Origin of the sequence: Thioclava sediminum (assembly GCF_002020355.1) — a bacterium.
Taxonomy (GTDB): Bacteria; Pseudomonadota; Alphaproteobacteria; order Rhodobacterales; family Rhodobacteraceae; genus Thioclava; species Thioclava sediminum.
Map to the genome: position 1 here is coordinate 305,536 of NZ_MPZV01000001.1, position 23,369 is coordinate 328,904.

Genomic DNA, 23,369 nt, shown 5'->3' on the forward strand with positions numbered 1-23,369 from the left:
GATCCCCTGATATCCCAAGAACAACTCAGTCAAGGAGCCAACAAACATGGCAGCCAAGGACGTGAAATTCTCCACCGACGCCCGCGATCGTATGCTCGACGGCGTCAACATCCTCGCCGACGCGGTGAAGGTCACGCTGGGCCCGAAAGGCCGCAACGTCGTGATCGAAAAGTCGTTCGGCTCGCCGCGCATCACCAAGGACGGTGTGTCGGTCGCCAAAGAGATCGAACTTTCCGACAAGTTCGAGAACATGGGCGCGCAAATGGTGAAAGAAGTCGCCTCGCGCACCAATGACGAGGCTGGCGACGGCACCACCACCGCCACCGTGCTCGCTCAGGCGATCGTCAAGGACGGCCTGAAAGCTGTGGCCGCGGGCATGAACCCGATGGACCTCAAGCGCGGCATCGATCTCGCGACCTCGAAAGTCGTCGATGCGATCAAGAGCGCTGCTCGCCCGGTCAAGGACTCGGACGAAGTCGCTCAGGTCGGCACCATCTCGGCGAACGGCGAAGAAGCCATCGGCAAGATGATCGCCAACGCAATGCAGAAAGTCGGCAATGACGGCGTCATCACCGTGGAAGAAGCCCGCGGCATGGAGACCGAAGTCGAAGTCGTCGAAGGCATGCAGTTCGACCGTGGCTACCTGTCGCCCTACTTCGTGACCAACCCCGACAAGATGGTCGCGGAACTCGAAGACTGCTACATCCTGCTCCACGAGAAGAAACTCTCGTCGCTGCAGCCGATGGTCCCGCTCCTCGAGCAGGTCATCCAGTCGCAAAAGCCGCTCCTCATCATCGGTGAAGACGTCGAAGGCGAAGCGCTCGCGACCCTCGTGGTCAACAAGCTGCGCGGCGGCCTGAAGATCGCAGCCGTGAAAGCACCGGGCTTCGGCGACCGCCGCAAGGCCATGCTGCAGGACATCGCTGTCCTCACCGGCGGCCAGGTGATCTCGGAAGACCTCGGCATGAAGCTCGAGAACGTCGGCATGGACATGCTGGGCACCGCCAAGAAGGTGACCATCACCAAGGACGACACCACCATCGTCGAAGGCGCTGGTGACAAGGCCGAGATCGAAGCGCGCGTCAGCCAGATCCGCACCCAGATCGAGGAAACCACCTCGGACTACGACCGCGAGAAGCTGCAAGAGCGCGTCGCGAAACTGGCCGGTGGCGTTGCTGTCATCCGCGTCGGCGGCATGACCGAAGTCGAAGTGAAAGAGCGCAAGGACCGTGTGGACGACGCTCTGAACGCGACCCGTGCGGCCGTTCAGGAAGGCATCGTCGTCGGCGGTGGCGTCAGCCTCGTGCAGGGCGCGAAAGTGCTCGCCGGTCTCACCGGTGCGAACTCCGACCAGGAAGCTGGCATCGCGATCGTCAAGCGCGCTCTCGAAGCGCCGCTGCGTCAGATCGCCGAGAACGCCGGTGTGGACGGTGCTGTCGTGGCCGGTAAGGTCCGCGAGAGCGACGACCTGAACTTCGGCTTCAACGCGCAGACCGAAGAATATGGCAACATGTTCGAGTTCGGCGTGATCGACCCGGCGAAAGTGACCCGCACCGCGCTCGAAGACGCGGCTTCGGTTGCTGGCCTGCTGATCACCACCGAAGCGATGATCGCCGAGAAGCCGGAGCCGAAAGGCGCTGGCGGTGCCCCCGACATGGGCGGCATGGGCGGCATGGGCGGCATGATGTAATCAGCCGTTCCCGCTTCAGGGATCTAATGGGAAGGGGCGCTCCGAAAGGGGCGCCCCTTTTCACATGCGTAAATCGCAGGTTTTCATGCGTGCATTGAGCTATGTCACGGGGCAGCGAACGAATGGCGCTATACTTCCCCCAACGTCAATTTCGTTGGAGGGCCCCGGTCATGTCGCGCAATTTCCTCGTCAAATCCCTCGCCTGCCTCGCTGTCGCGCTGGCCGCCCCGGTCGCGGCGGCTGAGGAAACTCAAGACTGGCGCTTCGGCGGAGACGCCTATCTCGCGGGCCGCACCGTGAGTGCCACGGGCGAGAACATTCACGACCTCTTCGCCGCCGGTCAGCACGTAACCTTGGGCAGCCCAATCACCGGCGCGGCGCATCTCGCGGGCCAGAACATCGTGATCGGCGCGCGGGTGGGCGGTGATCTCTACGCGGCGGGACAGGATATCGACCTCGACGCCCCGGTGGCGGGCGCGGCCACGCTCGCGGGTCAGGCGCTCACCATCAAGGGCCCGATCTCGGGCAACCTGCGCGCGATGGGCCAGCAGGTCCGGCTAGAGGCGCCGGTCGCGGGCAGCGTGATCATCGGCGCCGACGACGCACAGATCGACACCGAGATCTCGGGCGATCTGGTGCTGGGGACAAAGACCGTCACCTGGGGCGATGGCGCGACGGTCACAGGCAAGGTCCAAGTCTACACCGACACGCCCGGCGAGGTGAGCGTGCCTGCCAGCGTCGCCCCGGCAGATCGGGTCAGCGTCCATGAGGCGAAGGAGTTCGAGCAGGCGAAGTCGCGCGTAGCCCCGGAGCGCAATTACCTCATCGAGACCCGCGACTGGCTGGGCGGCGTGCTCGTGGTCGGGATCGTGGCCACGCTTCTTGCCGTCTTCGCGCCGGGCTTCATGGACCGGATGCGCCAACGCAGCCTCGCCCATCCGTTGCGCGCGGGGCTTGCGGGGTTCATCGGGCTCTCGGCGCTGGTTGGGTCGATCCTGCTGCTCGCGATGACGGTGATCGGCATCGTGCTTATTCCGTTCTCGCTGCTCGGGGTGCTGGTGCTGGGCTTCGGCGGCTATATCGTGGGCATCTGGGTCATCGGCGCCTGGGCGCATGATCTGATCGGGCGCGGCCATCCCGTCACCAATGGAGAATGCGCGCTCGCGGCCTTCGGCGGTGCGGTGATTGGGGCGCTCATCTGCATCATCCCCTGGGTCGGTTGGCTCGGCATGATGGCGATCTTCCTGTTCGGCGCGGGCGCGATCGTGCTGCGCGTGACCGGGATCGGCGCGCAAGGCGCCACAGCCTGACAGCCCCTTCCCACCTCTGGCCATCTACGCTTTCGCGCGCTATCGCTGCGCGAAGGACGGGGGGAGGAACCATGACCGAGCTTGTGATTTTCGACTGCGACGGGGTGCTGATCGATTCCGAGATCATCTCGGCGCAGATGCTGATCGACGAGCTGGCCAAGCTGCGGGTGACGATCGACCTCGACTATGTCGCGCGGCATTTCCTCGGACGGTCCTACCCCACCGTGATGAAGCAGATCCGCTACGAATTCGGGCTCGATCTGCCGGAGGAATTCGAGGCGCAGTATCGCGCGCGGCTTCTGGACGCGTTCGAGCGCGAGTTGCAGGTGATGCCGGGCGTGGCCGATGTGATGGAGAGGCTGGACGTGCCGTGGTGCGTGGCCACCTCGTCGAGCCAGCCGCGCGCGGAACGCTCGCTGGAAATCGCAGGGCTGCGCGAACGGGTGGGCAATCGGCTGTTCACGGCAAGCGAGGTCTCGCATGGCAAACCCGCGCCCGATCTGTTTCTCCATGCGGCAACGAAGATGGGCGCGGCCCCGGCTCGCACGCTGGTGATCGAGGACAGTCTCAATGGCATCCGCGCCGGGCTCGCGGCGGGAATGGAAGTCTGGCGCTTCACCGGCGGCAGCCATCTTGCCGGGCGCGATCTGACCCCGCCCGAGGACGCGCAGCCGCATCGCGAATTTGCGCATTTCACCGAGTTCTTCCAGAATGAGCCGACTAGGGAGAAAGATTCGTGAACCGTATGAGCGACGCCGAAACCTCGCGCGATGACGAGGCGGCACGGGCCGGATGGCTCTATTATGTCGGCGGAATGACGCAGGACCAGATCGCCGCCGAGCTCGGCGTCTCGCGCCAGCGCGCGCAGCGGCTGGTGAGCCGCGCGGTCTCCGAAGGGCTGGTGCGGGTGCGCATCGAGCACAAGATCGGGGCCTGTCTGGAACTTGAAGCGGCGCTGATCCGGCGCTTCGGGCTGCAGACGGCGCGTGTCGCGCCCTCGCTGGGCGAACGGGGCGATCCCTCTGCGGCCACTGCGGCCTTCGCCGCCACGCTTCTCGAACGTATCCTCGCCCGCTCCGAGCCGCAGGTGATCGCCTTCGGCACCGGGCGCTCGCTCTCGGCGATGGTGAACGAGGTGATGCAGCGCCCCGCGACCGCGCATAAAATCGTCTCGCTGATCGGCAACATCGCGCCCGACGGCTCGGCCTCGTTCTATGACGTCATCATGCGCATGGCCGACAAGCTGCGCCTGCCGCATTACCCGATGCTGGTGCCGGTGATCTCGGAGACGGTGGAAGAACGCGCGATGTTCGACAAGCTCAAGCCGGTACAGGCGGTGCAGCGGCTTGCGGCGGCGGCGGATGCGACCTTCGTCGGTGTCGGCCAGTTGGGCGAGGACGCGCCGGTCTACAAGGACGGCTTCGTCACCCTTGCCGAGCTGGAAGAGCTGCGTGCCGCGGGCGGCGTAGGCGAACTCGTGGGCTCGTTCTACGATGCGCAGGGCAATTACATCGCCACCCCCACCACGGCGCGCTTCGGCTCGTTCCGGATCGAGCCCAAGCGCGAGGCCCCGGTGATCGGCATCGCAGCCGGCCCATCGAAACTGGTCGCGATTCGTGCAGCCCTCGCAGGCGGGCTTCTCAACGGGCTCGTGACCGATGAGCCGACGGCCCAGGCCCTGTTGGAAGACTGACGCCGAAACAAGGCGTTACTGTCAGCGTTAACAATTAATCAAGACATCGCAGTAATTCTGGATTGACAGTTTAGGTCGCGTTTGTGAATATTTTCTCACAGTTTGGGCATATGCTCAAAACTCAAGGGAGGAAATCTATGACTTACACGATCCGGGCGCTCATGGGCGCCTGTGCTCTTGGCGCGCTTGCGACTGCCGCGGCTGCCGAGACCACCATCACCGTCGCAACCGTGAACAACGGCGACATGGTCCGCATGCAGGGCCTGATGGACGACTTCTACGCCGAGCATCCCGACATCAAAGTCGAATGGGTCACGCTGGAAGAGAACGTCCTGCGCCAGAAGGTCACCACCGACATCGCTACCAAGGGCGGTCAGTTCGACGTGCTCACCATCGGCACCTACGAGGTTCCGATCTGGGGCAAGCAGGGCTGGCTCGTGCCGCTCGACGGCATGCCCGACAGCTATGACGTGAACGACCTGCTGCCCGCGATCCGCTCGGGCCTGACGGTCGACGGCAAGCTCTATGCCGCGCCCTTCTACGGCGAAAGCTCCTTCGTGATGTATCGCAAGGACCTGATGGAAAAGGCCGGGATGGAAATGCCCGAGAAGCCGACCTGGGCCGACATCGAAAAAGCCGCCAAGGCGATGACCGACAAGGACAACGAAGTCTACGGCATCTGTCTGCGCGGCAAGGCAGGCTGGGGCGAGAACATGGCCTTCCTGAGCGCCATGAACAACTCGATGGGCGGTCAGTGGTTCGACATGGACTGGAAACCGCAATTCGACGGCGAAGCGTGGAAAGAGACCCTGACCACCTATCTCGACCTGATGAACAACTACGGCCCGCCCGGTGCCTCGTCGAACGGCTTCAACGAGAACCTGGCGCTGTTCCAGCAGGGCAAGTGCGGCATGTGGATGGATGCGACCGTTGCAGCCTCCTTCGTGACCAACCCGCAGGACTCGACCGTGGCTGACAAGGTCGGCTTCGCGATGGCTCCGCACAAGGAAGGCGTCGACAAGAACGCGAACTGGCTCTGGGCGTGGTCGCTGGCGATCCCGGCTGGTACCCAGAAGGAAGACGCCGCCAAGACCTTCATCGAATGGGCGACCTCGAAGCACTACACCGAGCTCGTGGCGGAGAAAGAGGGCTGGGCGAACGTTCCCCCGGGCACCCGTACCTCGCTCTACGACAACCCGAAGTATAAAGAAGCGGCCCCCTTCGCCGATCTGACCATCAAGTCGATCGACGCGGCTGACCCGCAGCATCCTTCGGTGAACGACGTGCCGTACACCGGCGTCCAGTTCGTCGCGATCCCCGAATTCCAGGCCCTCGGCACCGCTGTCGGCCAGCAGTTCTCGGCGGCTCTCGCAGGGCAAGTCTCGGCCGATCAGGCGCTGCAAAGCGCACAAAGCCTGACCGAGCGTGAGATGAAGAAGGCCGGTTACATCAAGTAACCTGCCCCCTCCCTGGCCGGGGCGGTCATTTTGGGTCTGACCGCCCCGTGCCTCTTTTTGCAACTCCCGATAACCGGAGCCGGACCGATGTCCACGCAAGCCTCGCGCTCTGCCGCGCGCCTTATGATTTCGCCATCCGTCATCTTGCTGTTTCTTTGGATGGCAGTGCCATTGGGCATGACGATCTGGTTCTCGTTCCAGCGCTACAACCTGTTGATGCCCGGTCAGGGCGGCTTCGTTGGCTGGGACAATTACTATTACTTTCTGACCGATCCCGCCTTCTTCACCGCGTTGATCAACACGCTGGTACTGGTGGGGGGCGTGCTTCTGATCACCGTCTTCGGTGGCATCCTGCTCGCGCTGCTGCTCGATCAGCCGATCTTCGGCCAAGGCATCGTGCGAGTCCTCGTGATCGCGCCCTTCTTCGTCATGCCGACCGTGTCCGCGCTGGTCTGGAAGAACATGCTCTATAATCCGGTGAACGGCATTTTTGCCTATCTCGCCAAGGCGATAGGGCTGCAACCTTACGACTTTCTCGCCCATGCGCCGATGCTCTCGATCACCATTATCGTGGCATGGCAGTGGCTACCCTTCGCGACGCTGATCCTGCTGACCGCGCTGCAATCGCTCGATAGCGAGCAGCTGGAGGCCGCCGAGATGGACGGCGCCGGTGCGCTGTCGCGGTTCTTCTACATCATGCTGCCGCACCTCGCGCGCGCCGCGACCGTCGTGATCCTCATTCAAACGATCTTCCTGCTGTCCACCTTCGCGGAAATCCTCGTGACCACGAATGGCGGCCCGGGCAACGCGTCCACCACCCTCACCTACCTCGTCTATGTCCAGTCGCTGCTGCAATTCGACGTGGGCGGAGGCGCTGCGGGCGGTGTGGTCGCCGTGATCCTCGCAAATATTGTCGCGATCTTCCTGATGCGGATGATCGGCAAGAACCTGGAGGCGTAATCCAATGGCGCGCAAAATCTCCAACCGCCGCCGCGTGATCATGACCGTGATCGCATGGGCGCTGGCCTTCGTGATCTTCTTCCCGATCCTCTGGACGATCATCCTGTCGTTCAAGACCGAGGGCAACGCGATCAAGGCCCCGTGGGACGTGCTGACCTCGGCCTGGACCTTTGATAGCTACCACGTCGTGCAGGAGCGCTCGAACTACTTCCGCCACTTCATGAACTCGGTGGTGATCTCGTTCGGCTCCACCCTGCTGGCGCTGGTGATCGCGATCCCCTCGGCTTGGGCCATGGCCTTCGTCCCGGGCAAGCGCACCAAGGACGTGCTGATGTGGATGCTGTCCACGAAGATGATGCCCGCGGTGGGCGTGCTCGTCCCGATCTACCTGATGTTCCGCGACTGGGGCCTTCTGGATACGCGGACAGGTCTGGTCATCGTGCTGTGCCTGATGAACCTGCCGATCGTGATCTGGATGCTCTTCACCTACTTCAAGGAAATCCCGAAGGACATCCTCGAAGCCGCACGCATGGACGGGGCGACGCTGGGGGGCGAAATCCTCTACGTGCTCACCCCGATGGCTGTGCCCGGTATCGCCTCGACGCTTCTGCTGAACGTGATCCTCGCCTGGAACGAAGCGTTCTGGACCCTGAACCTGACGGCGGCGAAAGCCGCCCCCCTCACCGCTTTCATTGCCGCCTATTCCAGCCCCGAAGGGCTGTTCTACGCGAAACTCTCTGCCGCCTCGACGCTGGCTATCGCACCGATCCTGATCCTCGGCTGGTTCAGCCAGAAACAGTTGGTACGTGGCCTGACCTTCGGCGCCGTGAAATAAGGAGCTAAACCCATGGGACAGATAACCCTCAAGGGCGTCCGCAAGGCCTTCGGCGATGTCGAGGTCATCCCGCCGCTCGATCTGGAAATCAACGATGGCGAGTTCGTCGTCTTCGTCGGCCCCTCGGGCTGCGGCAAATCCACCCTTCTGCGCCTGATCGCGGGCCTAGAAGATGTCTCCGGCGGTGAGATCGAGATCAACGGTCAACCTTCGGCCGAACTTCCCCCCGCCAAGCGCGGTCTGGCGATGGTGTTCCAAAGCTACGCGCTCTACCCGCATATGTCGGTGCGCAAGAACATCGCCTTCCCGCTGAAGATGGCGAAGCTCGATCAGGCGGCGGCGAAGGAGAAGGTCGACAATGCCGCGCGCATTCTCAACCTCACCGATTATCTCGACCGCCGTCCCGGCCAGCTTTCGGGCGGTCAGCGTCAGCGTGTCGCGATCGGCCGCGCCATCGTGCGTGAACCGGCGGCGTTCCTGTTCGACGAACCGCTGTCGAACCTCGATGCGGCGCTGCGCGTGAACATGCGTCTTGAGATTTCCGAGCTGCACCAGAAGCTCAAGACCACGATGGTCTATGTGACGCACGATCAGGTCGAGGCAATGACCATGGCCGACAAGATCGTCGTGCTGCAGGCTGGCCGCATCGAACAGGTCGGCTCGCCGCTGGAACTCTATCGCACGCCGCGCAACAAGTTCGTCGCGGGCTTCATCGGCTCGCCCAAGATGAACTTCATCGAAGGCGACGAAGCCGCGAAATATGGCGCCGACAGCATCGGCATCCGCCCCGAACATATCGAGGTCTCCACCACGGAAGGCGCATGGAAAGGCACCGTCGGCGTCTCCGAGCATCTGGGATCGGACACCTTCCTGCATGTCGACACCGAGTATGGCCTCATCAACGTGCGCGGCGGCGGCGAAATCGGTCTGCACTCGGGCGACACGGTCTATCTGACGCCCGATCTGAGCCAGCTTCACAAATTCGACGCGCAAGGGCAGGCAATCTGATGCGACTGAGTGGCAAACGCGCCCTGATCACCGGGGCTGCCCGCGGGATCGGCCGCGCCTTCGCGGAGAAATATATCGCGGAAGGGGCCGAGGTCGTGATCGGCGATATCGACATCGCGCGGGCCGAAGACACCGCAGCCGAGATCGGCGCGGTGGCGCTGAAACTCGACGTGACGGACCCGGCCAGCATCGACGCCGCGATGGAGGCGATGCGCGCCTCGGGCGGCATCGACATCCTGATCAACAACGCAGCGATCTTCACCGCCGCCCCGCTCGTGGAAATCACCCACGAAGACTACGCCCGCGTCTTCAAGATCAATGTCGAAGGCACGCTGTTCATGATGCAGGCGGCGGCGAAAGAGATGATCGCGCAGGCCCGTGGCGGCAAGATCATCAACATGGCGTCTCAGGCCGGACGGCGCGGCGAGGCGCTTGTGGCGGTCTATTGCGCCTCCAAGGCCGCCGTCATCAGCCTCACCCAATCGGCGGGTCTGAACCTGATCGAACACGGCATCAACGTGAACGCGATCGCGCCCGGCGTGGTCGACGGAGAGCATTGGGACGGCGTCGACGCTTTCTTCGCGAAATACGAGAACAAACCCTTGGGCCAGAAGAAAAAAGAGGTGGGCGAAGCCGTCCCCTTTGGTCGCATGGGCACGGCTGCCGACCTGACCGGCATGGCCGTTTTCCTCGCCTCGGACGAGGCCGAATACATCGTCGCCCAGACCTACAATGTCGACGGCGGAAACTGGATGAGCTGATATGACACTTTCCAACGACACCCTCTCCGAGCTTCCCGCAGACGTTGCGCGCCCCGGTTACGACCGTGCCGCGCTCACCCCCGGCATCGTTCATATCGGCTGCGGCAATTTCCACCGGGCGCATCAGGCAGTCTATCTCGACGATCTGTTCGAGCTTGGCGAAGGCCATGACTGGGCGCTGATGGGCGCGGGCGTGCGCGCGGGCGATGCGACGATGCGCGAGGCGGTTCTGGCGCAGGACGGTCTGTATAGTGTGATCGAGCTGGACCCGGCGGCAAAATCGGCGCGCGTGATCGGCTCGATGGTTGGTTTCGCCGAGGTCGCCTCGGGCAATGCGCCGCTGATCGCCGCGATGTCGCAACCCACGATCCGGATCGTCTCGCTCACCGTGACCGAGGGCGGCTATTACATCGACCCGAAGACCGGGACGTTCAGCCCCACCCATCCCGACATTCAGGCCGATGCGGCCAACCCCGACGCCCCCGAGACCGCCTTCGGTGCGATCATTGCGGCGCTGAAGGCGCGCCGTGCCTCGGGCGTGCCGCCCTTCACCGTGATGTGCTGCGACAACGTCCCCCATAACGGTCATGTCACGCGCGACGCGGTGTGCGGGCTGGCGGAACTCTCCGATCCGGAATTGAGCGCGTGGATCAAGGCCAATGTCGCCTTCCCGAACTCGATGGTGGATCGGATCACCCCGGCCACCGGCCCGCGCGAGCGCGCATTGGCCCAAAGCTTCGGGATCGAAGACGCCGCCCCCGTCACCTGCGAGCCTTTCCGCCAATGGGTGATGGAAGACAATTTCCCCGCAGGCCGCCCCGCGCTGGAGAAGGTCGGCGTGACCTTCACCGATGCGGTCGACCGGTTCGAAACGATGAAAATCCGGATCCTCAACGGCGGGCACGCGATCATCGCCTATGCTGCCGGGCTGCACGACATCGAATACGCCCATGAGGCGATGGCCGACGATCAGATCCGCGCCTATCTCGACAAGATCGAGACGACCGAGATCCTGCCCATCGTGCCGCCGGTGCCGGAGACAGATCTGAACGATTACAAGCAGTTGATCCTCGACCGCTTCTCGAACCCGGAAGTGGCCGACACGATCCGCCGCCTGTGCCTCGATGGGTCAAACCGGCAGCCGAAGTTCATCATCACCTCGATCAACGACTGCGTCGCGCAGGGTCGCGATTGCACCGGGCTGATCCTCGAGAGCGCGCTGTGGTGCCGCTATTGCTATGGCACCAGCGAGACCGGGGCGGAGATCGCGCCGAACGATCCGAACTGGGATCACCTCGTCGCGCAGTCGAAGCTGGCGAAGGAACGTCCCGCCGCGTGGCTGGAAATGTCGGAAATCTACGGCGATCTGGCCGAGAATGCCGAGGTCGTGGCGAAGTTCACCGCCCTTCTGAACGACGTCTGGGCGCGCGGCTCGGAGTCTGTGATCGCGGATTATCTGGCGGGCTGACGGCCCGCCCCCTTCCCTCCATGCTCCCCCCTTGCAAAACTCTCGCAAGGATTCGAAATTAAACGGGTGTTCAATTCATCCGGTTGAGGTCGAGCCTTTGCCGAAAGTGAGCTCGGGGAGGAGTTTCATGGACTACGCGCTCAGCGAGGAACAGCAGGCCATTTTCGATATGGCTTACGCCTTCGGGCAAGACGAGATCGCCCCCCATGCCGAGGCGTGGGAAGAGGCGGGCACGATCCCGAAAGAGCTCTGGCCGAAAGTGGCCGAGCTGGGTCTGGGCGGCATTTACGTCTCCGAAGACTATGGCGGATCGGGCCTGTCGCGCCTCGATGCCACACTCGTCTTCGAGGCCCTGGCGATGTCCTGCCCCGCCGTGGGATCGTTCCTGTCGATCCACAACATGTGCGGCGGCATGATCGACAAGTTCGGCTCGGACGAGGACAAGGCGCGCTGGCTGCCCGATCTGGTCAGCATGAAGAAAGTCTTCTCCTACTGCCTGACCGAGCCGGGCTCGGGCTCCGACGCGGCGGCATTGCGCACCAAGGCCGAGCGTTCGAACGAGGGCTGGGTGCTCAACGGCACCAAGGCGTTCATCTCGGGCGGCGGCTATTCGGATGTCTACGTGACGATGGTCCGCACCGGCGATCCGGGGCCCAAGGGCATCTCCACCGTGGTCGTCGAGGACGGCGCAAAGGGTCTCAGCTTCGGCGGGTTGGAGCGCAAAATGGGCTGGAAAGCCCAGCCGACCGCGCAGGTGCAATTCGACGATTGCCACATTCCGGCGGAGAATCTGCTGGGCGAAGAGGGCAAAGGTTTCAGTTATGCGATGGCAGGCCTCGATGGCGGGCGTCTCAACATCGCGGCCTCTGCCTTGGGCGGCGCGCAGGCGGCGCTGACCAAGACGCTGGCCTATATGGGCGAGCGCAAGGCCTTCGGCAAATCGCTCGACCAGTTTCAGGCGCTGCAATTCCGCCTCGCCGAGATGGAGGTAAAACTCGAATCCGCGCGCACCTTCCTGCGTCAGGCCGCATGGAAGCTCGACAACAAGACCCATGATGCCACGAAGTTCTGCGCCATGGCTAAACTCTATGTGACGGATGCCTCATTCGATGTGGCAAACCAATGCCTGCAATTGCATGGTGGTTACGGCTATCTTGCCGATTACGGGATCGAGAAGCTCGTACGCGATTTGCGCGTGCACCAGATCCTTGAAGGCACGAATGAAATCATGCGGCTGATCGTCAGCCGCGCGATGCTGGCGGAGCGTGGATGACCGAAGAAACGATGATCGCACGAAAAGAAGGTCGCGCCGGACGGCTGACCTTCAATCGACCCAAGGCGCTCAACGCGCTCGATCACGACATGGCCATGGCGATCGAGGCGGCCCTTGATCGATGGCGCGACGACCCGGAGGTCGATCTTGTCGTGATCGACGCGGTGGGCGATCGCGCCTTCTGCTCGGGCGGCGACATTGCCGCCGTCTACCGGGCCGGGATCGCGGGCGATTACGCGCCGGGGCGCGATTTCTGGCGCGACGAATACCGGATGAACGCCAAGATCGCGGAGTATCCCAAACCCATCGTCGCCTTCATGCAGGGTTTCGTCATGGGCGGCGGCGTCGGCGTCGGCGGTCATGCGAGCCATCGGATCGTGGGCGAGAGCACGCAGGTGGCGATGCCCGAAAGCGGGATCGGGCTGATCCCGGACGTGGGGGGCACGCTGCTACTGGCGCGCGCGCCGGGCCATGTGGGTGAATATCTCGGCCTGACCGGGGCGCGGATGAACGCCACCGACGCGCTCTATGCGGGGTTCGCCGATATGTTCGTGCCCGAGGCCGATTGGGACGATCTGAAAACCCGACTCATCGAGACCGGCAATATCGACATTCTGCCCCATCCGCGCACCTCGCCCGAGCCCGGCAAGCTGGAGAGCCTGCGCCCCGAGATCGACCGCATCTTCTGGGCCGAGAACCTCGCCGCGATCGTCGCCAAGCTCGAGACCTCGGGCAGCGAGTTCGCCGAGAAGACCTACAAGACGGTGCTGCGCAACTCCGCGCTCTCGATGGAAGCGACGCTGCGCCTGATCCGAATGACCCGCGCCGAGAACACCATCCGCGCCGCCCTCACCCAAGAGTTCCGCTTTACCTGGCGTGCGGCGGAGCTAGGTGATTTTCTCGAGGGCGTGCGGGCGCAGATCATCGACAAGGATCGCAATCCGCAATGGAAATACGCTCTGGATGCGCTGCCGGAAGAGGCGGTCGCGCAGATGCTGGAGCCGCTCGGCCCCGAATGGGCCATCTGGGAGGAGACACCATGAAAATCGCATTTATCGGGCTTGGAAACATGGGTGGGCCGATGGCGGCCAATCTGGTCGCCGCGGGGCACAAAGTGATCGGCTTCGACCTCACCGCCCCGCCGCCCGAGGGCGTGGGTCAGGCGACGACCGCAGCCGCGGCGGCGCAGGAGGCCGAGGTCGTCATCACCATGCTGCCCAATGGCCAGATCCTGCGCGACGTCGCCAAGGAAGTGATCCCGGCGATGCAGGAAGATGCGGTGCTGTGCGATTGCTCGACCGTCGACGTGGATAGCGCGAAAGCGGTCGCGGCGATGGCGGCGGATCGCGGCCTCGGCTCTCTCGACGCGCCGGTCTCCGGTGGCGTGGGTGGCGCGACCAACGGCACGCTGACCTTCATGGTGGGCGGCGACGACAAGAGCTTCGAGATCGTGAAGCCCCTCTTCGACGTGATGGGCCAGAAAGCCGTGCATTGCGGTGAAGCGGGCGCCGGTCAGGCGGCGAAGATCTGCAACAACATGATCCTTGGCGTGACGATGATCGCGACCTGCGAAGCCTTCGCGCTCGCCGACAAGCTGGGCCTCGACCGCGAGAAGATGTTCGATGTGGTCTCGACCTCTTCGGGTCAGAGCTGGTCGATGAACACCTATTGCCCCGCGCCGGGCGTCGGGCCGCAATCGCCTGCCGACAACGACTACAAGCCGGGCTTCGCGGCCGAGCTGATGCTCAAGGACCTGCGGCTGAGCCAGCAGGCTGCCGAGAGCGCCGATGCCGACACGCCGATGGGCAAGCTCGCATCCGCGCTCTACGCGGCTTTCGTGGAGGCCGAAGGCGGCAAGGGGCGCGATTTCTCGGCCATGCTGCCGCGGTTCGAAAAGCGCTCGCGCAGCTGAGCGGGGGCGCGTCACCGCGCCTCCCGCAGTTAATCCTTGCCGCTTGAGCTTGCGTAACAGTATCAAGATCAAAGGAAACTGCGCCACCGAAAGGGCTTTGCATGTTCAAAAACAATGTCGGCGGCATCGACCGCACTCTGCGCATCGTGATCGGGCTGGCCCTGATCATCGGCTTCTTCGTCACCCCACCCAGCCCCTATCACTGGCTGTACTGGATCGGGTTGATCCCGCTTGCGACCGGGTTGCTGGGCACCTGCCCGCTTTATTCGATGCTGGGTGTCAATACCTGCAAGAAGTAACCCCTACGACCTAAGTTCGCCCTCGGGCGAGCCGGACCCCGCCGAAGGACCGTGTGTCTTCGGCGGGGTCTTGCTTGTGAGAAGGTATGGTACGATTCCGCAATGGAACGGTTCGGCAGGTATGGTCATTTATGTCCCGAGATGCGCCCTGAGGCGCTTATGGAAAGGAGAGGTCACATGAAACGCCTGACCCAGCTTACCCTCGCCGCCGCCCTCGGGGCGAGCCTTCTGCCCGGTGCGGCTCTTGCCGACGGGCATGGCCACGGCAAGTGGAAAAACGACCGCGGCCACGCGGAGCGCAATTACAAGGGCTGCCCGCCGGGGCTGGCCAAGAAGAACAATGGCTGCCGCCCGCCGGGCCTCGCCAAGAAGAGCTATCGCCATGACGACGAGCGTGATGACGCATGGCGGGACGCCGACCACCGCTGGCGTCGCGGCGACCGGATCATTGGTGACTACGTCCTGATCCGCGACCCGAATCGCTACGGGTTAAACGACAATCGGACCTACTGGCGTTCGAACGGATACGTCTATCAGGTCGACCGTCAGACCGGCGAGGTGCTCGCATTGATCGGACTCGCGCGTTCGATCCTCGGGAACTGACCGCGCAAACGCAGAAACGACGTTCAAAATGACGTTACGAAAAGTGAAGACCCGCGCGTGTTTGCGCGGGTCTTTCATATTTTCTGAAACCACCATTAGAATTTATTTAAGCATTTTCAGCGCCCTAGCAAAACCGCCGGCACACAATCGCACACAAACGCGTGCATAGCGGTAATGCGGAATCTGCAATGGACCTTTTCGCCGCAATGCGGCATTTGGTCCACCAAGACGAAAGGAAACGCGCATGACTTATCTTCCCCGTATCGCGCTGATCGCGGTGATCGGTGCAGCCCTTACCCCGATGGCAGCTCTCGCAGATGGTCCGATGAGCGCCGCAGGTTCGAAACTCGCTTCGAGCGTCTCGGTCGCAAACCAGGCAAATGCTGAAAAGCCCTCGGTTCGTAACGACCTTCTGTGGCAGGTTGGCCAGCAAATCACCGAGAGCCACGTTCGCCTCCGTCAGCCCGACGCATTCGGCCTGAAGGCTGACGCGACCTACTGGCGCTCGTTTGGCTACATCTATGAAGTCAGCCCCGAGAACGGCGAAGTGATCGCCCAGATCGGCAAAGCTTCGGACGTCGTCGGCTTCTGAGCCACAGTCCAGACGGAAAGTTACGAACGGGCGGAACCACTCCGCCCGTTTTTTCTTGTCCTCAAAAGCTTGGAGGACAGAAACATGCGCCGATTCTCAATTTCATTGCCCGATGGTATCTGCGTGGCTAGGCTTTCGTGATGAGGATCGTGACACGCCCGCTCGCCCTGATCGCGCTGTTCTGCGCCCTGCCCGCCCTCGCCTCCGCCGAAGGATCGGCGCAAGGGGTCCAAGTGATGCGCGGCGGCAAGATCGACATGGGCAGTGCCACAGCCGAGACCAAGACCGCTGCAAAAGCCGCGCCGGAGTGCAAGACGCTCACGACGGGGGACACGTTCTGCAAGGTCGCCACGACCAACGGAACGGCGCGCTGGGTGCTGCAAGGCCAGATGGAGCCCGACTTCAGCGTGGGCGACGACTTCCCGGTCTATCAGCACTCGATGATCCTGAACCTGCGCCGCTACGACCTGCCGATCGTGACGGGCGCCTGGCGCTACTACAGAGTACGCGGCGTGATCTACAAAGTGGGTGCGGAAGACCACAAGGTCATGGAAGTCATCGGGCGCACCGCGCAGCGCTGAGCCCGCGGTTACGGTCAAAGTCATCGGCGCGGCGGATCACTCCGCCGCGACCTTCACTCCCAGCATCTGCGCGAGGTAATGGCCGGTATGGCTGCGCGGGTTTTCGGCCACCTGCTCGGGGGTACCGACCGCCACGATCTCACCGCCGCCATCGCCGCCCTCGGGACCGATATCGATGATATGATCGGCAGTCTTGATGACGTCGAGATTGTGCTCGATCACCACGACCGTGTTGCCCTGCTCCACGAGACTGTGCAGCACCTCTAGCAGTTTTCGAACATCTTCGAAGTGCAGACCGGTCGTCGGCTCGTCCAGAATGTACAAAGTGCGACCTGTGGCGCGTTTCGACAGTTCCTTGGACAGCTTCACCCGCTGCGCCTCGCCGCCCGACAGGGTCGTGGCCTGCTGGCCGACCTTGATATAGCCAAGGCCCACCTCCATCAGCGCATCCATCTTCTCGCGGATCGAAGGCACCGCCTTGAAGAACTCCTGCGCGTCCTCGACCGTCATGTCGAGCACATCCGCGATGGACTTGCCCTTGTACTGGATCTCGAGCGTCTCGCGGTTGTAGCGCTTGCCCTTGCAGGTCTCACATTCGACATAGACGTCGGGCAGGAAGTGCATCTCGATCTTGATGACACCATCGCCCTGACAGGCCTCGCAGCGCCCGCCCTTCACGTTGAACGAGAAGCGCCCCGGCTTGTAGCCACGCGCCTTCGCCTCGGGCAGACCGGCGAACCAGTCGCGGATCGGGGTGAAGGCCCCGGTATAGGTCGCCGGGTTCGAGCGCGGCGTGCGTCCAATGGGGCGCTGGTCGATGTCGATGACCTTGTCGAGATGCTCCAGCCCCTTGATCGTGTCGCAGGGCGCGGGCGTCTGACGCGCGCCGTTGAGCCGCATCGAGGCGGTCTTGAACAGCGTCTCGATGGTAAGCGTGGACTTGCCCCCGCCCGACACACCAGTGACGCAGACGAACTTGCCCAGCGGGAACTCGGCCGTGACGTTCTTGAGGTTATTCCCCGTCGCGCCGACCACCTTGAGCTTCTTCTTGTTGCCCTTGCGCCGCTCCGTCGGCACCGCGATCTCGCGCTTGCCGGACAGATATTGCCCCGTCAGCGAGGCCGCATCGGCGGCGATCTCGTCGGGCGTGCCGCGCGCGATGACCTGACCGCCATGGACGCCCGCGCCGGGGCCGATATCGAAAACGTAATCGGCATGGCGGATCGCATCCTCGTCATGCTCGACCACAATCACGGTATTGCCCTGATCGCGCAGGTTTTTCAGCGTTTGCAGCAGCCGGTCATTGTCGCGTTGGTGCAGGCCGATCGAGGGCTCGTCGAGCACATAGAGCACGCCCGTCAGCCCCGAGCCGATCTGCGACGCCAGTCGGATCCGCTGGCTCTCGCCGCCCGACAGCGTCCCCGCCGCGCGGCTCATCGTCAGGTAATCGAGGCCCACATTCACGAGGAAGCCGAGGCGCTCGCGGATTTCCTTGAGGATGGCCGTCGCGATCTCGTTCTTCTGGTTCGACAGGCTGCCCGGCACGGTGGCGACCCAGTCATGGGCCTCCTTGATCGACATCTCGACGATGTGGCCCACGTGCTTGCCGCCGATCTTCACGGCGAGCGCTTCGGGCCGCAGGCGATAGCCGCCACAGGCGTGACAGGGGCGATTGTTCTGATAGCGCTCCATCTCTTCGCGCGACCAGGCGGAGTCGGTCTCGCGGTAGCGGCGCTCCATATTGGGGATGATCCCCTCGAAGGTGCGGCTGACCTCGTAGACGCGGCCGCCCTCGTCGAAGCGGAACTTGATCTCCTGATCGCCCGAACCGCGCAGGAACAACTCCTGCACATTCTCCGGCAGGTCCTTCCACGGCTTCTTCGGATCGAAGCCGTAATGTTTCGACAGCGCCTCGATCGTCTGGGTGTAATAGGGAGACTTGGTCCGCGCCCACGGCGCCAGCGCCCCGCCCTGCACCGAGAGCGTCACATCGGGCACCATCAGGCGCTCGTCGAAGAACAGCTCGACGCCGAGGCCGTCACAGACCGGACAGGCCCCGAACGGCGCGTTGAACGAGAACAGGCGCGGCTCGATCTCGGGGATGGTGAAACCCGAGACCGGACAGGCGAAGTTCTCCGAAAACGTCGTGCGTTCGGGATCGCCCTCGCCTTCGCGGGGCGCGCTCTCGAAGATCGCGATGCCGTCGGCGAGGTCGAGCGCGGTGCGGAAGCTGTCTGCCAGCCGCGTCTCCATCCCCTCGCGCACGACGACGCGGTCCACGACCACGTCGATGTTATGGCGGAATTTCTTGTCGAGCGTCGGCGGCTCTTCCAGTTCATAGAACTCGCCATTGACCTTCACGCGCTGGAAACCCTGCTTGCGCAGTTCGATGAATTCCTTGCGATATTCGCCTTTGCGGTCGCGCACGATCGGGGCGAGCAGATAGCCGCGCGTGCCCTCCTCCATCTGCATCACGATATCGACCATGTCCTGCACCTGCTGCGCCTCGATCGGCTCGCCGGTGGCAGGCGAATAGGGCGTGCCCGCGCGGGCGTAGAGCAGACGCAGGTAGTCGTAGATTTCGGTCACGGTGCCGACGGTGGAGCGCGGGTTCTTCGACGTGGTCTTCTGCTCGATCGAGATCGCGGGCGACAGGCCCGAGATGTGATCGACATCGGGTTTGCCCATCATGTCGAGGAACTGGCGCGCATAGGCGCTCAGACTTTCGACATAGCGGCGCTGCCCTTCGGCATAGATCGTATCGAACGCCAGCGAGGATTTCCCGGAGCCCGAAAGCCCCGTGATCACCACAAACTGGTCGCGCGGAATATCGACATCCACGCCCTTGAGATTGTGCTCGCGCGCGCCGCGCACTTCGATGAACTTCAGTTCAGCCATCCACGCCCCCTTTATCACCAGCCCTAGATAGGTGTTTCCGCGCGAGTCTCCAATCCAAATCTGCGAACGAAATGTGAACTTTCTGCACTGCGCGCATGCGGGCCGCAATCCGCGCGCCGCCCGCCCGCCTCGCAGCACGATCAAAATCGTGGCAGATCGGCTTTAAATTCCATTTCTTGAATGTATTTTCACCCCGTTCCGCGCTAATACTCTTGAAAGCCTCCCGGCATTTGCCACATGAGGCGGGAAACGGATCTTTCGGGTCCAGCGAACGCAAGAGGTATTGAGATGCTGAACTTCCTTCGTCCGTCCGGCGGTGGCCGCGTGGAAAAAATCTCGGCAAAAGACGCCGTTGCCAAGGCGAAAGCCGGCGAGCTGACCGTCGTCGACGTGCGCGAGGGCATGGAAGTCAAAAGCTCGGGCAAGGCCAAGGGCGCGCTGCATATCCCGCTCGCGACCATCCGCATGAAGGCCGATCCTTCGAGCCCCGAAAAGCATCCCGAGCTGGACACCGCGAAGCCGGTCGCCCTCTATTGCGCCTCGGGCGCGCGTTCGGCAGGTGCGGCGCAGATGCTCGCCCAACTGGGCTACGAGCATGTCTACAACATCGGCGGCCTGCATGACTGGCACGCTGGTGGTGGCGAGATCGAACGCTGATCGCGCGCTGCATCGCATTATTTTGAAGGGGTCCCGCCGGGGCCCCTTTTGTTTTGCGCGCCCCGCGGAATTGCGCGGGCGCGGCGCGTGCCTATATCGAGACCAGTTGTTTTCGCGTGGAGATGATCACGATGGGATATGCCAAGACTGCGATGCTGATGGCGGCGATGACGGCGCTGTTCATGGGGTTGGGCTACCTGATGGGGGGCGCGACCGGCATGGTGATCGCGCTGATCTTCGCCGCCGGGATGAATGTCTTTTCGTGGTGGAATTCGGACAAGATGGTGCTGCGGATGCATAACGCGCATCTGGTGGCGCCGGGCGACCGCGCGGGGCTGAATGCGCTGGTGGGCCAACTGGCGAAGAATGCCGATCTGCCGATGCCCGCCGTCTACCTGATCGACACGCCGCAGCCCAACGCGTTCGCCACCGGCCGCAACCCCGAGAACGCCGCCGTGGCGGTGACCGCCGGGTTGATGCAGAGCCTGTCGCGCGAGGAGCTGTCGGGCGTGATCGCCCACGAGCTGGCCCATATCAAGCACCGCGACACCGCGATCATGACGGTTACAGCGAGCTTCGCCGGTGCGATCTCGATGCTGGCGAATTTCGCCCTGTTCTTCGGCGGCTCGCGCGAGCGGATGGGGATCATGGGGACGCTGGCGATGATGTTCCTCGCCCCGATGGCGGCGGCGCTGGTGCAGATGGCGATCTCGCGCACCCGCGAATATGCGGCCGACAAGGAAGGCGCTGCGATCTGTGGCAATCCGCTCTGGCTCGCCTCGGCGCTGCAGCGGATCGAGGCGGGCGCGCGCCGGGTCGAGAATGTCGCCGCCGAGCGCAATCCCGCGACCGCGCATATGTTCATCATCAACCCGCTGAGCGGGCATGGCGCGGATAACCTGTTCGCCACCCACCCCTCGACCGAGAACCGCGTGGCCGCCCTACGCCAGATGGTAGGCGGTACGGGTGAGCGTCGTGAGCGCGCAGCTCCCGCGCCTGAGGCGGGCGATTGGAGCGGCGCGCGCTCGATGCCGAAGGTGCGGCGGAAGGGCAAGAACGGGCCTTGGTCATAACCGGCACGGGGCGACCAGCCCCGGGCCGCGCCCGACCTCCCCCCGGGAGGGCGCATTGGCGATGCCGCGCGGGCACATCCGACTTGCGGGCTTGCGGGATAAACCGCCCGACCACAGGCGACGCGCAGCGCCCACCCGAGGCTCGGGCGCGTCCCTTACCACCAAAACAAAAAGGCCGGGGTCTCCCCCGGCCTTTCGTATTTCTCGGCACATCCGATCAGAAGTGGATCGCGCGCCCGTAAGCGTCGAGCACCGACTCGTGCATCATCTCCGACAGGGTCGGGTGCGGGAAGACGGTGTTCATCAGGTCTTCCTCGGTGGTCTCGAGCTGACGACCCACGACATAGCCCTGGATCAGCTCGGTCACTTCCGCGCCGACCATATGCGCGCCCAGCAATTCGCCGGTCTTCGCGTCGAACACGGTCTTCACCAGACCTTCGCTCTCGCCCAAGGCAATCGCCTTGCCGTTGCCGATGAAGGGAAAGCGGCCGACCTTGATGTCGTAGCCCGCCTCTTTCGCCTTCGCTTCGGTCATGCCGACCGAGGCGACCTGCGGCTGGCAATAGGTGCAGCCCGCGATCGAGCCCGGCTTGACCGGATGGGCGTGCTTGCCCGCGATCAGCTCGGCCACCATCACGCCCTCATGGCTCGCCTTGTGCGCGAGCCACGGTGCGCCCGCGATATCGCCGATAGCATAGAGCCCGTCGACGCCGGTGCGGCAGTATTCGTCGGTCACGACATGGGTGCGGTCGACCTTCACGCCCGCCTCTTCAAGGCCCAGATCCTCGACATTGCCGACGATGCCCACGGCGGAGATCACGGTATCGACCTCCAGCGTCTCGGTCTTGCCACCCTTGTCGAGCGTCGCGATGACCTTGTCGGCCTTGCGGTCGAGCTTGGTCACGGTGGTCTTCTCGCGGATCGTCATGCCCTGCTTCTCGAACTGCTTCTTGGCGAATTTCGAGATTTCCTCGTCTTCGACGGGCAGGACGCGATCCATCACCTCGACGACGGTCGTCTCGGCGCCCAGCGTGTTGAAGAAGCTGGCAAATTCGATGCCGATCGCGCCAGAGCCGATGACCAGCAGCTTCTTCGGCTCGTGCGGCGGGTTGAGCGCGTGCTTGTAGGACCAGACGCGCTTGCCGTCGGCCTCGAGCCCCGGCAGGTTACGTGCCCGCGCGCCGGTGGCCAGCACGATGTTCTTGGCGGTGAGTTCCTCGGTGCCCTTGTCGGTTTTCACCGAAACCTTGCCCTTGCCGGCAAGTTTCGCGGTGCCCATCACGACATCGACCTTGTTCTTCTTGAGAAGGTGGCCGACGCCGGAGGCGAGCTGCTTGGCCACCCCGCGCGAGCGTTTCACCACCGCGTCCAGGTCATAGCCGAACTTCTCGGCGCTGAGGCCGAAATCCTTCGCGCGCTCCATCAGGTGGAACACCTCGGCGGAGCGCAGCAGCGCCTTCGTGGGGATACAGCCCCAGTTGAGGCAGATGCCGCCCAGATGCTCGCGCTCTACGATCGCGACCTTGAGGCCCAGCTGTGCGCCCCGGATGGCGCTGACATAGCCCCCCGGCCCTGCCCCGATCACAATCATGTCGTAGCTTTTCGATGCCATGTCTTCCCTCCGGTCAGAAACTGGTTTGGCATTAAACTATTTTACGGACAGCTTCAACTCATCCGCATCCGCAAGCGCTTTGCAGTAGCCGCCCTGTTCCATAAATGCCTGTTCCTCGGGCGTCGTTTCGCGATCTAGCGCGGAATTGCGCCAAGGGAAGCGCCCGAACCGTTCGATCACTGAACGATGTGCGCGCGCATGGCGCAGGTTATCCTCCGAGCGCCATCGCTCGGCGAACAGCGACACAGCACGATCCTGATCCGCAAGTTCCTCGGAATGCATGAAAGGCAGGTAGAAGAATTGCTGCAGCGGCGGGCCGATCTGCAGGTCGAACCCTTCGGCAATCGCGCGATCGGCATGGCGGCGCGCCATTGGGTCGGTCTGAAAGGCGCGCGGGTCTTCGCGAAACATGTTGCGCGGGAACTGATCGAGCAGCAACAAAAGCGCCAGCGCGCCCTCGGCGTTACGCTCCCATTCGCTCAGCGCGCCTTGCGCGCCCACCTGCCAGAGCGGCGCATAGCGACGCCGGATCGCGGCGTCGATCTGCTCGCTCGACTGATACCAGTATTTCTCGCCGACCTCGATACGCCAGAAGCGTATAATCTCGTTGATGCGATCCATGGTAACGGCCCTCCCCTGCCGTGCCTGCCCCGCCTGATCTTCAGATCATGGTAGGGCAAGCGCAGG

General features: G+C 63.5%; 22 protein-coding genes. 19 read left to right on the forward strand and 3 right to left on the reverse strand.

Annotation, left to right across the window (positions count from 1 at the left end):
• Positions 1–46 precede the first annotated feature (46 nt).
• The 17 genes from groL (at position 47) to BMI91_RS01355 (ending at position 16,442) form a co-directional block, all read left to right on the forward strand.
• The gene (gene groL, locus BMI91_RS01275) at positions 47–1,690 is read left to right on the forward strand and encodes a chaperonin GroEL (RefSeq protein WP_078519292.1); all 1,644 of its coding nucleotides are present in this window, start codon (positions 47–49) and stop codon (positions 1,688–1,690) included.
• Between the two features lie 170 nt (positions 1,691–1,860).
• Positions 1,861–3,000 carry a DUF8173 domain-containing protein gene (locus BMI91_RS01280; protein ID WP_078603724.1) on the forward strand — a complete coding sequence of 380 codons (1,140 nt, stop codon included), beginning with the start codon at positions 1,861–1,863 and terminating at the stop codon, positions 2,998–3,000.
• Positions 3,001–3,071: 71 nt separating this feature from the next.
• Positions 3,072–3,740, forward strand: a complete 669-nt coding sequence (locus tag BMI91_RS01285; RefSeq protein ID WP_078603725.1) for an HAD family hydrolase — start codon at positions 3,072–3,074, stop codon at positions 3,738–3,740.
• Positions 3,741–3,745: 5 nt separating this feature from the next.
• Positions 3,746–4,693 carry a sugar-binding transcriptional regulator gene (locus BMI91_RS01290; RefSeq protein ID WP_078570347.1) on the forward strand — a complete coding sequence of 316 codons (948 nt, stop codon included), beginning with the start codon at positions 3,746–3,748 and terminating at the stop codon, positions 4,691–4,693.
• 137 nt (positions 4,694–4,830) lie between these two features.
• The gene (locus tag BMI91_RS01295; RefSeq protein WP_078603726.1) at positions 4,831–6,150 is read left to right on the forward strand and encodes an ABC transporter substrate-binding protein; all 1,320 of its coding nucleotides are present in this window, start codon (positions 4,831–4,833) and stop codon (positions 6,148–6,150) included.
• Positions 6,151–6,237: 87 nt separating this feature from the next.
• Entirely contained in the window at positions 6,238–7,110 is an 873-nt protein-coding gene (locus BMI91_RS01300) for a carbohydrate ABC transporter permease (protein ID WP_078546814.1), read from the forward strand.
• A gap of 4 nt (positions 7,111–7,114) precedes the next feature.
• Positions 7,115–7,945, forward strand: coding sequence for a carbohydrate ABC transporter permease (locus BMI91_RS01305; protein WP_078603727.1), 831 nt, complete (start codon positions 7,115–7,117; stop codon positions 7,943–7,945).
• Between the two features lie 12 nt (positions 7,946–7,957).
• Entirely contained in the window at positions 7,958–8,953 is a 996-nt protein-coding gene (locus tag BMI91_RS01310) for an ABC transporter ATP-binding protein (protein WP_078603728.1), read from the forward strand.
• On the forward strand, positions 8,950–9,714 hold the full coding sequence (locus BMI91_RS01315; RefSeq protein ID WP_078604438.1) for an L-iditol 2-dehydrogenase: 765 nt from the start codon (positions 8,950–8,952) through the stop codon (positions 9,712–9,714). The genes BMI91_RS01310 and BMI91_RS01315 overlap by 4 nt, the downstream gene beginning before the upstream one ends.
• A gap of 1 nt (position 9,715) precedes the next feature.
• The gene (locus tag BMI91_RS01320) at positions 9,716–11,182 is read left to right on the forward strand and encodes a mannitol dehydrogenase family protein (protein WP_078603729.1); all 1,467 of its coding nucleotides are present in this window, start codon (positions 9,716–9,718) and stop codon (positions 11,180–11,182) included.
• Between the two features lie 127 nt (positions 11,183–11,309).
• Entirely contained in the window at positions 11,310–12,455 is a 1,146-nt protein-coding gene (locus BMI91_RS01325) for an acyl-CoA dehydrogenase family protein (protein WP_078539418.1), read from the forward strand.
• Entirely contained in the window at positions 12,452–13,498 is a 1,047-nt protein-coding gene (locus tag BMI91_RS01330; RefSeq protein ID WP_078603730.1) for an enoyl-CoA hydratase/isomerase family protein, read from the forward strand. The genes BMI91_RS01325 and BMI91_RS01330 overlap by 4 nt, the downstream gene beginning before the upstream one ends.
• Complete coding sequence (gene mmsB, locus BMI91_RS01335; protein WP_078603731.1) at positions 13,495–14,367, forward strand: 3-hydroxyisobutyrate dehydrogenase; 873 nt, start codon at positions 13,495–13,497, stop codon at positions 14,365–14,367. Before BMI91_RS01330 ends, mmsB begins: the two co-directional genes overlap by 4 nt.
• A 101-nt stretch (positions 14,368–14,468) precedes the next feature.
• A complete protein-coding gene (locus BMI91_RS01340; RefSeq protein ID WP_078539421.1) occupies positions 14,469–14,666 on the forward strand; it encodes a YgaP family membrane protein in 198 nt (65 codons plus the stop codon).
• A 177-nt stretch (positions 14,667–14,843) separates the two neighbouring features.
• Positions 14,844–15,269: a hypothetical protein gene (locus BMI91_RS01345; RefSeq protein ID WP_078519306.1), complete on the forward strand. Its 426-nt coding sequence runs from the start codon at positions 14,844–14,846 to the stop codon at positions 15,267–15,269.
• A 244-nt stretch (positions 15,270–15,513) separates the two neighbouring features.
• The gene (locus BMI91_RS01350; protein ID WP_078519307.1) at positions 15,514–15,861 is read left to right on the forward strand and encodes a hypothetical protein; all 348 of its coding nucleotides are present in this window, start codon (positions 15,514–15,516) and stop codon (positions 15,859–15,861) included.
• Positions 15,862–16,001: 140 nt separating this feature from the next.
• Positions 16,002–16,442 (forward strand): hypothetical protein, encoded by a 441-nt coding sequence (locus BMI91_RS01355; RefSeq protein WP_078603732.1) that lies wholly within the window; start codon positions 16,002–16,004, stop codon positions 16,440–16,442.
• A 36-nt stretch (positions 16,443–16,478) separates the two neighbouring features.
• Here the strand turns inward: BMI91_RS01355 and uvrA are convergent, their stop codons facing one another.
• Positions 16,479–19,340 carry an excinuclease ABC subunit UvrA gene (gene uvrA, locus BMI91_RS01360; protein WP_078603733.1) on the reverse strand — a complete coding sequence of 954 codons (2,862 nt, stop codon included), beginning with the start codon at positions 19,338–19,340 and terminating at the stop codon, positions 16,479–16,481.
• A gap of 288 nt (positions 19,341–19,628) precedes the next feature.
• Here uvrA and BMI91_RS01365 point away from each other — a divergent pair, with 288 nt between their 5' ends.
• The gene (locus BMI91_RS01365) at positions 19,629–19,997 is read left to right on the forward strand and encodes a rhodanese-like domain-containing protein (protein WP_078603734.1); all 369 of its coding nucleotides are present in this window, start codon (positions 19,629–19,631) and stop codon (positions 19,995–19,997) included.
• Positions 19,998–20,128: 131 nt separating this feature from the next.
• Complete coding sequence (htpX, locus tag BMI91_RS01370) at positions 20,129–21,070, forward strand: zinc metalloprotease HtpX (RefSeq protein WP_078604439.1); 942 nt, start codon at positions 20,129–20,131, stop codon at positions 21,068–21,070.
• 217 nt (positions 21,071–21,287) lie between these two features.
• On the opposite strand, the gene lpdA is transcribed toward htpX, so the two are convergent.
• Both lpdA and BMI91_RS01380 read right to left on the reverse strand, forming a co-directional pair.
• Positions 21,288–22,682, reverse strand: a complete 1,395-nt coding sequence (gene lpdA, locus BMI91_RS01375; protein WP_078603735.1) for a dihydrolipoyl dehydrogenase — start codon at positions 22,680–22,682, stop codon at positions 21,288–21,290.
• Between the two features lie 36 nt (positions 22,683–22,718).
• On the reverse strand, positions 22,719–23,303 hold the full coding sequence (locus BMI91_RS01380; RefSeq protein WP_078603736.1) for a DUF924 family protein: 585 nt from the start codon (positions 23,301–23,303) through the stop codon (positions 22,719–22,721).
• Positions 23,304–23,369: the final 66 nt, after the last annotated feature.

Bases quoted from the DNA above. Each gene is read 5' to 3' on its own strand.
- lpdA (WP_078603735.1), bottom strand. From the start codon at position 22,682: ATGGCATCGAAAAGCTACGACATGATTGTGATCGGGGCAGGGCCGGGG.
- BMI91_RS01300 (WP_078546814.1), top strand. From the start codon at position 6,238: ATGTCCACGCAAGCCTCGCGCTCTGCCGCGCGCCTTATGATTTCGCCA.
- BMI91_RS01320 (WP_078603729.1), top strand. From the start codon at position 9,716: ATGACACTTTCCAACGACACCCTCTCCGAGCTTCCCGCAGACGTTGCG.
- mmsB (WP_078603731.1), top strand. From the start codon at position 13,495: ATGAAAATCGCATTTATCGGGCTTGGAAACATGGGTGGGCCGATGGCG.
- groL (WP_078519292.1), top strand. From the start codon at position 47: ATGGCAGCCAAGGACGTGAAATTCTCCACCGACGCCCGCGATCGTATG.
- BMI91_RS01365 (WP_078603734.1), top strand. From the start codon at position 19,629: ATGCTGAACTTCCTTCGTCCGTCCGGCGGTGGCCGCGTGGAAAAAATC.
- BMI91_RS01310 (WP_078603728.1), top strand. From the start codon at position 7,958: ATGGGACAGATAACCCTCAAGGGCGTCCGCAAGGCCTTCGGCGATGTC.
- BMI91_RS01280 (WP_078603724.1), top strand. From the start codon at position 1,861: ATGTCGCGCAATTTCCTCGTCAAATCCCTCGCCTGCCTCGCTGTCGCG.
- BMI91_RS01340 (WP_078539421.1), top strand. From the start codon at position 14,469: ATGTTCAAAAACAATGTCGGCGGCATCGACCGCACTCTGCGCATCGTG.
- BMI91_RS01355 (WP_078603732.1), top strand. From the start codon at position 16,002: ATGAGGATCGTGACACGCCCGCTCGCCCTGATCGCGCTGTTCTGCGCC.
- BMI91_RS01290 (WP_078570347.1), top strand. From the start codon at position 3,746: ATGAGCGACGCCGAAACCTCGCGCGATGACGAGGCGGCACGGGCCGGA.
- uvrA (WP_078603733.1), bottom strand. From the start codon at position 19,340: ATGGCTGAACTGAAGTTCATCGAAGTGCGCGGCGCGCGCGAGCACAAT.
- BMI91_RS01345 (WP_078519306.1), top strand. From the start codon at position 14,844: ATGAAACGCCTGACCCAGCTTACCCTCGCCGCCGCCCTCGGGGCGAGC.
- BMI91_RS01305 (WP_078603727.1), top strand. From the start codon at position 7,115: ATGGCGCGCAAAATCTCCAACCGCCGCCGCGTGATCATGACCGTGATC.
- BMI91_RS01285 (WP_078603725.1), top strand. From the start codon at position 3,072: ATGACCGAGCTTGTGATTTTCGACTGCGACGGGGTGCTGATCGATTCC.
- htpX (WP_078604439.1), top strand. From the start codon at position 20,129: ATGGGATATGCCAAGACTGCGATGCTGATGGCGGCGATGACGGCGCTG.
- BMI91_RS01380 (WP_078603736.1), bottom strand. From the start codon at position 23,303: ATGGATCGCATCAACGAGATTATACGCTTCTGGCGTATCGAGGTCGGC.
- BMI91_RS01295 (WP_078603726.1), top strand. From the start codon at position 4,831: ATGACTTACACGATCCGGGCGCTCATGGGCGCCTGTGCTCTTGGCGCG.
- BMI91_RS01325 (WP_078539418.1), top strand. From the start codon at position 11,310: ATGGACTACGCGCTCAGCGAGGAACAGCAGGCCATTTTCGATATGGCT.
- BMI91_RS01330 (WP_078603730.1), top strand. From the start codon at position 12,452: ATGACCGAAGAAACGATGATCGCACGAAAAGAAGGTCGCGCCGGACGG.
- BMI91_RS01350 (WP_078519307.1), top strand. From the start codon at position 15,514: ATGACTTATCTTCCCCGTATCGCGCTGATCGCGGTGATCGGTGCAGCC.